Annotated in this window: 12 protein-coding genes and 1 other RNA gene; 10 read left to right on the plus strand and 3 right to left on the minus strand. The window is 56.8% G+C overall.

The features are described 5' to 3' along the window. The first annotated feature begins 28 nt into the window (after positions 1 to 28). From AAER43_RS05035 to amtB, 4 genes are all read left to right on the plus strand, one after another. The gene (locus tag AAER43_RS05035; protein WP_050862448.1) at positions 29 to 1,801 is read left to right on the plus strand and encodes a SmdA family multidrug ABC transporter permease/ATP-binding protein; all 1,773 of its coding nucleotides are present in this window, start codon (positions 29 to 31) and stop codon (positions 1,799 to 1,801) included. Then, positions 1,794 to 3,575: a SmdB family multidrug efflux ABC transporter permease/ATP-binding protein gene (locus AAER43_RS05040; protein ID WP_014882786.1), complete on the plus strand. Its 1,782-nt coding sequence runs from the start codon at positions 1,794 to 1,796 to the stop codon at positions 3,573 to 3,575. The genes AAER43_RS05035 and AAER43_RS05040 overlap by 8 nt, the downstream gene beginning before the upstream one ends. Before the next feature lie 220 nt (positions 3,576 to 3,795). Further along, positions 3,796 to 4,134: a P-II family nitrogen regulator gene (glnK, locus tag AAER43_RS05045; RefSeq protein ID WP_008503304.1), complete on the plus strand. Its 339-nt coding sequence runs from the start codon at positions 3,796 to 3,798 to the stop codon at positions 4,132 to 4,134. A 35-nt stretch (positions 4,135 to 4,169) separates the two neighbouring features. After that, positions 4,170 to 5,456: an ammonium transporter AmtB gene (gene amtB, locus AAER43_RS05050; protein ID WP_014882787.1), complete on the plus strand. Its 1,287-nt coding sequence runs from the start codon at positions 4,170 to 4,172 to the stop codon at positions 5,454 to 5,456. A gap of 96 nt (positions 5,457 to 5,552) precedes the next feature. Here the strand turns inward: amtB and tesB are convergent, their stop codons facing one another. After that, on the minus strand, positions 5,553 to 6,413 hold the full coding sequence (gene tesB / locus AAER43_RS05055) for an acyl-CoA thioesterase II (protein ID WP_014882788.1): 861 nt from the start codon (positions 6,411 to 6,413) through the stop codon (positions 5,553 to 5,555). Positions 6,414 to 6,616: 203 nt separating this feature from the next. Between tesB and AAER43_RS05060 the strand changes: the two genes are divergently transcribed. Then, a complete protein-coding gene (locus tag AAER43_RS05060) occupies positions 6,617 to 7,144 on the plus strand; it encodes a YbaY family lipoprotein (protein WP_045281686.1) in 528 nt (175 codons plus the stop codon). Between the two features lie 33 nt (positions 7,145 to 7,177). Here AAER43_RS05060 and AAER43_RS05065 read toward each other — a convergent pair whose 3' ends face one another. Beyond that, complete coding sequence (locus AAER43_RS05065; RefSeq protein ID WP_014882790.1) at positions 7,178 to 7,489, minus strand: MGMT family protein; 312 nt, start codon at positions 7,487 to 7,489, stop codon at positions 7,178 to 7,180. A 170-nt stretch (positions 7,490 to 7,659) separates the two neighbouring features. Here AAER43_RS05065 and ffs point away from each other — a divergent pair. From ffs to AAER43_RS05080, 3 genes are all read left to right on the plus strand, one after another. After that, an RNA gene (ffs, locus tag AAER43_RS05070) (signal recognition particle sRNA small type) lies at positions 7,660 to 7,756 on the plus strand. Between the two features lie 261 nt (positions 7,757 to 8,017). After that, complete coding sequence (locus AAER43_RS05075) at positions 8,018 to 8,269, plus strand: hypothetical protein (RefSeq protein WP_023310587.1); 252 nt, start codon at positions 8,018 to 8,020, stop codon at positions 8,267 to 8,269. Next, positions 8,266 to 8,481 carry a hypothetical protein gene (locus tag AAER43_RS05080; RefSeq protein WP_023310588.1) on the plus strand — a complete coding sequence of 72 codons (216 nt, stop codon included), beginning with the start codon at positions 8,266 to 8,268 and terminating at the stop codon, positions 8,479 to 8,481. Before AAER43_RS05075 ends, AAER43_RS05080 begins: the two co-directional genes overlap by 4 nt. 81 nt (positions 8,482 to 8,562) lie before the next feature. On the opposite strand, the gene AAER43_RS05085 is transcribed toward AAER43_RS05080, so the two are convergent. Continuing rightward, positions 8,563 to 9,984, minus strand: coding sequence for a PLP-dependent aminotransferase family protein (locus AAER43_RS05085; protein WP_050862447.1), 1,422 nt, complete (start codon positions 9,982 to 9,984; stop codon positions 8,563 to 8,565). A gap of 87 nt (positions 9,985 to 10,071) precedes the next feature. On the opposite strand from AAER43_RS05085, the gene AAER43_RS05090 reads away from it, so the two are divergent. Further along, on the plus strand, positions 10,072 to 10,683 hold the full coding sequence (locus AAER43_RS05090) for a membrane protein (protein ID WP_050862446.1): 612 nt from the start codon (positions 10,072 to 10,074) through the stop codon (positions 10,681 to 10,683). A gap of 76 nt (positions 10,684 to 10,759) precedes the next feature. Beyond that, on the plus strand, positions 10,760 to 11,830 hold the full coding sequence (locus tag AAER43_RS05095; RefSeq protein WP_014882794.1) for a LacI family DNA-binding transcriptional regulator: 1,071 nt from the start codon (positions 10,760 to 10,762) through the stop codon (positions 11,828 to 11,830). Positions 11,831 to 11,925 lie beyond the last annotated feature (95 nt).

An 11,925-nucleotide genomic window follows, 5' to 3' on the forward strand; every position in this document is an offset into this window, starting at 1 on the left:
TCGTAAAAAACCTTCAGGAACAAACCGCGTGCGATTATTTGCCCAATTAAGCTGGTACTTTCGTCGGGAGTGGCAACGCTACCTCGGTGCAGTGGCCCTGCTTATTATCATTGCCATTCTGCAGCTGATCCCGCCGAAAGTGGTGGGGTACGTCGTGGATGGCGTCACCGAACAGCATTACACCACCGCACGGGTGTTGATGTGGGTCGGCACGCTGGTGCTGACGGCCGTCATTGTTTATCTCCTGCGCTACGTCTGGCGCGTGCTGCTGTTTGGTGCGTCCTATCAGTTGGCCGTTGAGCTGCGTGAAGATTTTTACCACCAGCTGAGCCGACAGCATCCCGAATTTTATCTGCGCCATCGCACCGGGGACCTCATCGCCCGTGCCACGAACGATGTCGATCGCGTGGTCTTCGCCGCCGGAGAAGGGGTATTAACGCTGGTGGACTCGCTGGTGATGGGCTGTGCGGTATTGATTGTCATGTCCACGCAGATCAGCTGGCAGTTGACCCTTCTGGCGCTGCTGCCGATGCCGCTGATGGCATTGGCGATCAATCGCTACGGCGAACAGCTGCACGAGCGCTTCAAACTGGCACAGGCGGCATTTTCGTCTCTGAACGATCGCACTCAGGAGAGCATGACCAGCATTCGCATGATCAAAGCCTTTGGTCTGGAGGACCGGCAGTCCGCGCTGTTTGCCGCCGATGCGGCAGACACGGGGTCGAAGAACATGCGCGTCGCGCGCATTGACGCCCGTTTTGACCCGACAATCTATGTTGCGATTGGCATGGCCAACCTGCTGGCTATTGGAGGCGGTAGCTGGATGGTGGTACAGGGGACGTTAACCCTGGGACAATTGACCAGTTTTGCGATGTATCTCGGGCTGATGATCTGGCCGATGCTGGCTTTAGCCTGGATGTTCAACATTGTGGAGCGGGGCAGCGCCGCCTACAGCCGCATTCGCGCCATGCTGGCCGAAGCGCCGGTGGTGACTGACGGCAGCGAAGCGGTCCCGGAAGGGCGAGGCGTGATGAAGGTCGACGTCCGTCAATTTGTCTATCCGCAGACGGCGCATCCGGTACTGGAGAACGTCAGCTTTACGCTTCAGCCCGGCCAGATGTTGGGTATTTGTGGTCCTACGGGGGCCGGAAAAAGTACCGTCCTCTCTCTGCTCCAGCGCCACTTTGACGTCACCGAAGGGGATATTCGTTTCCATGATATCCCCCTGAGGAACCTGCTGCTGGATGAGTGGCGTGGCCGCCTGGCGGTGGTCAGCCAGACGCCGTTTTTATTTTCGGACACCGTGGCAAATAACATCGCCCTCGGATGCCCTGCGGCGACGCAGGAGGAGATCGAGCATGTGGCGCGTTTAGCCAGCGTGCATGATGATATTTTGCGTCTGCCGCAGGGGTACGAAACGGAAGTCGGAGAGCGTGGCGTCATGCTGTCCGGCGGGCAGAAACAGCGTATTTCGATTGCCCGTGCGCTGCTGCTGAATGCCGAAATCTTGATCCTGGATGATGCGCTCTCCGCTATGGATGGCCGTACCGAGCACCAGATCCTGCATAACCTGCGTCAGTGGGGTGACGGTCGCACGGTGATTATCAGCGCTCACCGTTTGTCGGCGCTGACCGAAGCCAGCGAAATTCTGGTATTGCAGCACGGGCACATTGCCCAGCGCGGGCAGCATGAAAATCTTGTTGAGCAACCGGGCTGGTATCGCGATATGTATCGCTATCAACAGCTTGAAGCGGCGCTGGACGATGCCCCCGAACAGAATGAGGAGGCCGCTAATGCGTAAGCTCGGAACGATGTGGCCGACGCTCAAACGTCTGCTGGCCTACGGCTCGCCGTGGCGTAAACCGCTGTCCGTGGCCGTGCTTTTACTCTGGATAGCGGCGATTGCAGAAGTGAGCGGGCCGCTGCTCATCAGTTACTTTATCGACAATATGGTCGCCAAAAGCTACCTGCCCCTGGGGCTGGTGGCGGGTTTAGGCGTCGCTTACGTTGGGTTACAGTTGACGGCTGCAGGGCTGCACTATGCGCAGTCGCTGCTGTTTAACCGCGCAGCCGTCGGTGTCGTCCAGCAGCTGCGTACGGATGTAATGGACGCCGCGCTTCGCCAGCCGCTCAGCGAGTTTGATATTCAGCCGGTCGGGCAGGTTATCTCCCGGGTAACCAACGATACCGAGGTGATCCGCGATCTGTACGTCACCGTGGTGGCGACGGTGCTCCGCAGCGCGGCGCTGATTGGTGCGATGCTGGTGGCAATGTTCAGTCTCGACTGGCGCATGGCGCTGGTGGCGATCACGATCTTCCCGGCGGTGCTGATCGTCATGGTCATCTACCAGCGCTACAGCACGCCAATCGTGCGTCGGGTACGAGCCTATCTGGCCGACATCAACGATGGCTTCAACGAAGTCATCAACGGCATGAGCGTTATCCAGCAGTTCCGCCAGCAGGCGCGCTTTGGTGAACGGATGGGCGAAGCCAGCCGCTCGCACTATATGGCACGCATGCAGACGCTGCGGCTTGACGGTTTTTTGCTGCGTCCGCTGCTGAGCCTTTTCTCTGCGCTGGTGCTTTGCGGTCTCCTGATGCTGTTTGGGCTGAGCGCTAACGGTACGATTGAAGTAGGTGTGCTGTACGCCTTTATTAGCTATCTGGGGCGCCTTAACGAACCGCTGATCGAGCTCACCACCCAGCAGTCTATGCTGCAACAGGCGGTGGTCGCCGGTGAGCGTGTGTTCGAGCTGATGGACAGGCCGCGACAGGCCTACGGCAACGATGAGCGACCTTTGCAAAGCGGTGCCATTGATTTTGATAATGTCTCGTTTGCCTATCGCGAAGACCGGCTGGTGTTGCAGGATATCTCACTTGATGTTCCGTCGCGTGGTTTCGTGGCGCTGGTGGGCCATACGGGAAGCGGTAAGAGTACCCTCGCCAGCCTGTTAATGGGGTACTACCCGGTTACGCACGGTGAAATCCGGATCGACGGACGTCCGCTCGCGTCTCTTAGCCACAACGTGTTGCGTAAAGGCGTCGCGATGGTGCAGCAGGATCCGGTCGTCCTGGCCGATACCTTCTATGCGAACGTGACCCTGGGGCGGGACTACACGCAGGAGCAGGTCTGGGAGGTACTGGAAAAAGTGCAGCTGGCGGATCTGGCGCGCGGGTTTAGTGAGGGGATCAATACGAAGCTGGGCGAGCAGGGGAACAACCTCTCCGTCGGGCAAAAACAGCTCCTCGCCCTGGCGCGGGTGCTGATTGAAACGCCACAGGTTCTGATTCTGGATGAAGCGACAGCCAGTATTGACTCCGGTACCGAGCAGGCCATCCAGCAGGCGCTGTCGGCCGTGCGTGACCATACGACGCTGGTGGTGATTGCCCACCGTCTTTCCACCATCGTTGATGCTGATACCATTCTGGTGCTACATCGCGGCCAGGCCGTTGAACGGGGTACGCACCGTGAACTGTTGGAAGCCAAGGGACGTTACTGGCAGATGTATCAGCTTCAGCTGGCAGGCGAAGAGCTGGCGGCCAGCGTGCGTGAGGAAGAATCGCTGAGCGCCTGATGCACCAAAATGAGGCGACGCGCTAACAGTCATTCCTGTTGGTGCAAAACGGAAACGCACCCTGCACCGGCATGGTGCGTTTTTTTTCACCGGTTCGTTTATCAAGGCCGTGTAGCGCTCTTTGCACCGCAGTTCCTTCTGGTTTTCATTTCTGGCACACCCCTTGCAATACCTTCTGCGTAAGCTGCGGCCATTACCGAATTCTGACTGGAGGGGATCTATGAAGCTGGTTACGGTTGTAATCAAACCATTCAAACTCGAAGACGTGCGTGAAGCGTTGTCTTCCATGGGTATTCAGGGACTGACTGTCACCGAAGTGAAAGGCTTTGGTCGTCAGAAGGGTCATGCCGAGCTTTACCGCGGGGCGGAATACAGCGTTAACTTTCTGCCAAAAGTAAAAATTGATGTCGCGATTGCTGACGATCAGCTTGATGAAGTCATTGATGTCATTAGCAAAGCGGCCTACACAGGCAAAATTGGCGACGGCAAAATTTTCGTTGCCGAACTGCAGCGCGTCATTCGCATTCGTACCGGCGAATCTGACGAAGCGGCACTGTAAGTAACTCCTGGCACACAGTGATAGGGATCGAGAAAATGAAGATAGCAACACTTAAAACGGGTCTGGGTTCGCTGGCACTGCTGCCGGGCCTCGCGCTGGCTGCCCCTGCGGTGGCAGATAAAGCCGATAACGCCTTTATGATGATCAGCACCGCGCTGGTGCTGTTCATGTCAATTCCGGGGATTGCCCTGTTCTACGGCGGTCTGATCCGTGGCAAAAACGTTCTCTCCATGCTGACCCAGGTAGCCGTGACCTTCGCACTGGTCTGCGTGCTGTGGGTGGTTTACGGTTACTCGCTGGCCTTTGGCACTGGCAACGCCTTCTTCGGTAACTTTGACTGGGTGATGCTGAAAAATATTGAGCTGACCGCGCTGATGGGCAGTTTCTACCAGTATATTCACGTTGCGTTCCAGGGCTCGTTCGCCTGCATCACCGTCGGGCTGATTGTAGGCGCGCTGGCCGAGCGTATTCGTTTCTCTGCCGTTCTGATCTTTGTGGTGGTCTGGCTGACGCTCTCCTATGTGCCGATTGCGCACATGGTCTGGGGCGGCGGTCTGCTGGCAACGCACGGCGCGCTGGACTTCGCGGGCGGTACCGTCGTACATATCAACGCCGCGGTAGCGGGTCTGGTTGGCGCATACCTGATCGGCAAACGCGTGGGCTTCGGTAAAGAAGCGTTCAAACCGCACAACCTGCCGATGGTCTTTACCGGTACCGCGATCCTCTACTTTGGCTGGTTTGGCTTCAACGCCGGGTCTGCAAGCGCAGCAAACGAAATCGCCGCGCTGGCCTTCGTGAACACCGTCGTGGCCACAGCCGGTGCGATCCTCTCCTGGGTCTTCGGTGAGTGGGCGGTGCGCGGTAAACCTTCCCTGCTGGGGGCCTGTTCTGGCGCTATCGCGGGTCTGGTCGGTATCACGCCTGCCTGTGGTTATGTGGGTGTCGGTGGTGCGCTGCTGGTAGGTTTGGTTGCAGGTCTTGCAGGTCTGTGGGGCGTTACGGCACTGAAACGCGTGCTGCGCGTTGATGACCCTTGCGATGTATTTGGGGTGCACGGTGTGTGCGGCATCGTCGGCTGTATCATGACCGGTATCTTCGCCGCGAAATCGCTGGGTGGCGTGGGCTATGCAGAAGGTGTCACTATGGTTCATCAGGTACTGGTGCAGCTGGAAAGTATTGCTATCACCGTGGTGTGGTCTGCCGTTGTCGCTTTTATTGGCTACAAGCTGGCGGACATGACTGTGGGTCTGCGCGTACCGGAAGAGCAGGAGCGCGAAGGTCTGGATGTGAACAGCCACGGCGAGAATGCGTATAATGCTTGAGTAGAGTCCATTGCCCGGTGGCGCTGCGCTTACCGGGCCTACGGATTGTGCTTTTGTAGGCCGGGTAAGGCGAAGCCGCCACCCGGCTTTTTTACGTCAACCGCGATTACGCATTACCCCTTCCTGCACCGTTGAAGCGACCAGCACGCCGTCCTGCGTATAAAACTCTCCACGCACAAACCCGCGAGCGCTCGATGCCGACGTACTCTCCACGCTGTAAAGCAGCCACTCATTCATGTTGAAGGGACGGTGGAACCACATGGAGTGGTCGATGGTCGCGACCTGCATCCCTTTTTCGAGGAACCCGACGCCGTGCGGCTGCAGTGCCACCGGCAGAAAGTTAAAATCTGACGCATACCCGAGCAGATACTGATGCACGCGGAAATCTTCCGGCACGGTACCGTTGGCGCGGATCCAGACCTGACGTTTCGGCTCGGCGGTGTGACCCTTCATCGGGTTATGGAACTCGACGGGGCGGATCTCCAGCGGTTTATCGCACAGAAATTTCTCTTTGACCTGTGGCGGAAGCAGATGCGCCAGCGCACGGGCGATATCGGTCTCTGATTTGAGCGTGTCTGGCGACGGTGCCGGCGGCATCGTTTTCTGATGCTCGTATCCCGGTTCCGGTGCCTGGAACGAGGCGGTCATATAGAAGATGGGCTTACCGTTCTGAATGGCAGCCACGCGGCGGGCACTGAAACTATTACCGTCACGCAGAACTTCAACATCATACACAATCGGTTTTGCGCTATCGCCAGGGCGTAAGAAATAGCTGTGGAACGAATGCACCAGACGGTCTGCCGGGACGGTCTCCTTTGCCGCGTACAGCGCTTGTCCAACGACTTGCCCACCGAAGACCTGGCGCAAGCCTAAATCTTCACTCTGTCCGCGAAAGAGTCCTTCCTCAATTTTTTCCAGATTCAGTAATGTCAGCAGATTGTTCAGTGCCTGACTCATAGTTGTCCTCAATAAACGCCGTAGCGAAAGATAGGCAGAGTATAACGCAGAAATGTAAGTGGTCCGATGGGTAGAATAATCTTAATATCGGCACGTTTTCAGGCATTAATCGGTGATCTGTGCCACACTTGAATACGTTATGTGATTGAAACGACATCGGATGGGATCGATCCCGCTGGTGCATTGATGATAAGGAGACTTCAATGAAACTCGTACCCATGCTAAGTGGTGTAGCTATTGCGGTGGCGTTGTCCGCCTGTGCCGGTAAGAGCGCCCAGGTGCCGGTTCCTGCAGCCGATCCGAACGGGATTAATACCCTTTCACAGCAATCCATTCAGCAGCCTAATGTTTCCGGTACCATCTGGATCAAACAGAGAGTCGCTTTACCGCCGGATGCGGTATTAACGGTCACGCTGTCTGATGCTTCTCTGGCCGACGCACCGTCGAAAGTCCTGGCTCAGCGTGCGGTTCGTACTGAAGGTAAGCAGGCGCCATTTAGCTTCGTGCTGCCATATAACCCGTCAGACGTTCAGCCGAATGCCCGTATCCTGCTGAGTGCCGCGGTAACGATCAACGATAAGCTGGTCTTTATTACCGATACGGTTCAGGAAGCCATTAACCACGGTGGGACTAAAGTCGACCTGAATCTGGTTCCCGTACAGCAAACCGCAGTGCCGGTTGCTCCACAGACCAATCAGCCGTCCCTGCCAACCCCACCGACCCAGATGTAATTGTTGCTATCACCCTCTCCTTCGGGGGAGGGGTTAGTACACCCACCGGTACTTTTGCAAATCAATCTGTCCCGATCCCGATACCTGCACACCCTCTGACAGTAATGCCTGGCGCTGACGCTGGAGATCCGGTCCGGTCAGCGAGATGGCACCATGACGATTCACCACGCGATGCCAGGGCAGCGTGCTTCCTTCCGGCAGCCGTTTAAGAACGCCGCCTACCTGTCGCGCCGCGCGCGGTGAACCGGCCAGCTGTGCGACATCACCATAGGTTGTGACGTAGCCTTCCGGGATTGAGGCCACAATTTGCCATACGCGCTGGGGAAAGGAGTCGTGTTCGTCCATACCTGCACCTGTGGGGATCATCTGGACAGCCATGGTAAACGAAGATTGCCCTGATTGCTGCGTCTGTTTGCGCAATAAACCAGCATCCGGTTCCGGGTCGCTTGCAATTGGGTCTTCGCACAGGGATAATGCGCCAGCGCGTTGGTTATCAACGCTCTCAATGGGGGCTCTGTTGGTTCTCCCGCAACGCTACTCTGTTCACCAGGTCAGGTCCGGAAGGAAGCAGCCAGGGCAGACGACGTGGGTGCCGGGATGTAGCTGGCAGGGCCCCCACCCATTTACGGCCTCGTACAAACCTTCCTGCGTTACCTCTCTCTGTAGTCATTATTCCACAATACTATAACGCCTAGACGCTGTAATATATATTTCATCGTGCTGAAATATTATTGTCATAAACCTGTAATAATAGACTGGCATTTTATAATTGGACGTCTATTTAACACCAAAATTCAAAAAAATATAAATCTGGATAACAGTGTTAACTTCGTGTATTACATAAAGTACTTATTCCGAAGGGAAGTGACAAACATGGCTACTGCGGTTTTAAATGTAAAAATTGACGACGCGCTAAAAGAAAGGCTTCGCCACTATGCGGAAGTGAATAACGAGAATTTAAGCGTGACCACAGAGAAACTGCTGCTGCTGGCGTTTGAAGCAGTAGAAGAGGCGGGAGTATCGGAAGAAGATATTGATAATCAGCATACGGAAGAAGAGAGTGTTTCTCCTTTTACTCCTAAAGAAATCAAAGCACTACGTAAACTTCTGAAGAAGAGAAAATGAAACAACAACTGTCAACTGCCAGTGACTACAACGAGGCCTGCGATCTCTTGCGCTCAGGCTATGTGAAGCATGTACGTCTTGGCTGGAATGTTGGAAGCGATGAGTTCTTTCGTATTGCGTCTGACTGGTGTGATACCGGTGCAAAAATAAAGAAAGACGGTGATAACTTCGTTATTTCGCTGAAAGGTTTCCCTATTCCTCCGCAACATTAATTGTTGTCCAGTGAAAACTGCTGACTGCATATATTACAGTCAGCAGTTTTTATTTTATGATCCCCTTCAAACTTTTTATTCTTAAACCAGACTGCGTTTGATGGCCGGCTCATTTGAATGTAATGCACGCCATAAGGGTTTAATCCGCAGTAACGCCGCTTCCATTTCCGCTGGCTCCAGCGAGAAGGGCATGCGCAAAAAGCGGTCAAACGCCCCCGATAAGCCAAACCGTGTGCCCGTTCCCAGGTTAATCCCGATGATTTCTGCCCGCGCGGCAAGCTGTGTCGCCAGCATGCCGGGAAGTTCGATCCAGTAAGAAAGTCCGCCTTCCGCCTCATGGAATCGCCACTCGGGAAAATGTTCACGCAGCAGTTCACTGCATCGATCGCGCCGTTCCGCAAGCATCTTGCGGCGAGCGGGCAGAAAACGTTCGCTATTGTTGATAAGCCACAGCGTCGCCAGTTGCTCCAGCAGCGGCGAGCCCAGATCAAGCGTATCCCGCGTCTGGGCGAGGGTGGCGATGGTACGTGAAGAGGCGCGGATCCAGCCGAGACGCAGCCCGCCCCAGAAGCTTTTTCCGGCGGAGCCTAATGTCATGACGGTTGCCTCCCGGTTAAATGATGCCAGCGGTGGCGGTGGGGGCGAGTCAAACCAGAGATCGACCATCGTTTCATCTACAACCAGCGTCGTGCGGGTTTGTGCGGCAATATCGGCGATCGCCTGACGGGTGGCGATATCCATACAACGCCCGGTTGGGTTGTGAAAATCAGGCATCAGGTAAGCCAGGCGCGGTGCAGTCTGGGCAAGCGTGGCGGCAAAACCATCCGTGTCCCAGCCTGTATCCGGCAGCGACACCCCAACGGGCCGGCACTGCGCCCCCTGAATGGCGGCAATCGCCAGCGGATAGGTGGGGTGATCGACCACGACGCGATCTCCCGGCCCGGTTAACATCCGCAATATCAGCGCAAAACCGCTGACGGCACCGTTGACCACCATGACTTCGTCTGCGCGGGTGGAAAGACCCCGTTCGGTATAGCGTGCCGCTATAGCTTCCCGAAGCGCAGGCAGCCCAAGCTGGTCGTAGCCCGTCAGCGAGAGGTGCTGGGTAATAGCCGTCAGCGCGTGGGTATAAGCCTGGTGGATCTCTGGCCCGGCATTGAGGGCGGCAGTGGAGAGATCCAGTGCGGCACTCGCCGCTGAAAGGGTAGGAACGGCGCGCGTATCCGGGAGGATCACGCGCGACCCGCTGCCGTGGCGGCTTTCAAGATATCCCTCCTCGCGCAGATGGGCGAGGGCGCTGCTGACGGTGGTCCGGCTCACGTCCAGCGCCGTAGCCAGCTCACGCTCACCCGGCAGTCGCGTATTTAATGCCAGTCGGCCATCAAGGATTAACAGACGCAACGCGTCAGCCAGCTGGCGCCAGAGCGGGGTGCGGGATGAAGCTTGCTGCCAGTGGCCTAAAAGGCGTACCAGAGACTGACTTCCAAAGCGGCGTGATGACATATGCAGTCCACTATTTGAAAACTGGACATTAATCATAGTGCCATTTTAGGTCAGGATGAAAGCCTGGTTATCGGGAGAAGATAAAAAATGGTACGTCGTCTGCTACAACTTTATGTCGGTTTGGGTCTGTATGGCCTCTCTACCACGATGTTTATTCGCTCGGATCTGGGGGTTGATCCGTGGGATGTATTTCACCTTGGCGTCGGGCTACAGCTGGGGATGAGTATCGGGACGGTGATCATTTTGACCGGCGCTGCGGTGCTGCTGCTGTGGATCCCACTGCGCCAGATGCCCGGACTCGGCACGATCAGTAACGTGATTTGTATCGGTCTGGCGGCAGACGCCAGCATGGCGCTCATCCCCGAGCTGAGTTCGTTACCTGTGCGAATCGCTTTCCTGGTATCGGGCATTGTGATGAACGCGATTGCCACCAGTATGTACATTGGTGCCGGTTTCGGGCCCGGCCCGCGCGATGGTCTGATGACAGGCATTCACGTCCGGCTGGGCTGGTCCATTCGCAGCGTGCGAACCACAATCGAAGTGTCCGTCCTGCTGATTGGGTGCGTGCTTGGCGGTACGTTTGGCGTAGGAACCGTACTGTATGCCCTGACCATTGGTCCGCTTATTCAGCTCTGTATGCCCTGGTTCCGCCAGAAGTCGCGCAATGAGAACGTTCCTCAGCCGGAACGGGTTGTTTAATTTGCGAAGCGCTCACATGTTTTAACGGCATCGCTGTGGCAGAATAGTCGCTTCGACTATCGCGATGCCAGAATGCATGAAAGCAATCACTCTCTATGATGTCGCCTCCCTTGCGGGGGTTTCTTATCAGACCGTTTCCCGCGTGATTAACGACGCGGAGCATGTCTCTGCCCGCACGCGGGAAAAGGTGCAGCAGGCAATGGCGGAACTGCACTATGTGCCTAACCTGCGGGCACAACAGCTGGCGGGTAAACGCACCCGTACGCTGGGTCTTATTACGACCGATCTGGCGCTGCACGCGCCTTCACAAATCGTCTCGGCGGTAAAATCCCGGGCAGCGGAACAGGGGGCGAGTGTCCTCATTTCTATGGTAGAGCAACCGCACCAGTGTCAGGCCGCGCTTCAGGCGTTGCTGGCGCAGCGGGTGGAAGCACTGCTGGTCAATGTGCCGCTTGACGATCCTCACGCCGAACAGCTCAGGGCGCTGGCATCGCCCGTTCCGGTGCTGTTTCTGGATGTATCGCCCTCAGCGCAGGTAAACAGCCTCGTGTTTAACGCAGAGGAGGGGGCGCGTCTGGGCGTTGAGCATCTGCTTTCGCTGGGGCATCAGCATATTGCTTTGTTGAGCGGACCGGAAAGCTCGGTCTCTGCGCGTGCGCGTCTGGCCGGATGGCAAGCGACGCTGGCACAGGCCGGCCTTGACGCGGTTGCCGTGGAATACGGTGACTGGAGCGCGGCCAGCGGTTATGAGAAAGGGCATATGCTGCTGTCGGGTACGGTATTACCGGAGGCGATTCTGGTGGCGAACGATCAAATGGCGCTTGGGGTGATGCGCGCCTGCGCGGAAAAAGGGGTAGCGATCCCTGGCCAGCTATCGGTAGTCGGGTTTGACGATACGGCCGACAGTGCCTGGTTTTCGCCGCCGCTGACGACCGTTCGCCAGGCGTTTCGCCAGGCGGGCGAACGCAGCGTGACGTGGCTGCTGGACCCCCTCCAGGGCGATGCGTGCTGGCAGGTTCAGCTGCCGGTTACGCTGGTGATCCGTCACTCCACCGCGCGCCGCCATCCGCAGCAGGCCGAACAAGAGGATCTGGCGGAGCAGCTCAGACGCCTGGCTCTCCTGGCAGAGCAGCTTGCGCGTAAATAAAACTTTGTGATCTGACTCGCTGCTCCGCGATGGAATGCTTTACCCTCGCTCAGTGCCAGGGCATGTTAACCAAAATTGTGAGCGCTTCGCAAAGA

It is taken from the genome of Enterobacter sp. FUJ80071, assembly GCF_038739915.1.
Lineage (GTDB): Bacteria > Pseudomonadota > Gammaproteobacteria > Enterobacterales > Enterobacteriaceae > Enterobacter > Enterobacter kobei.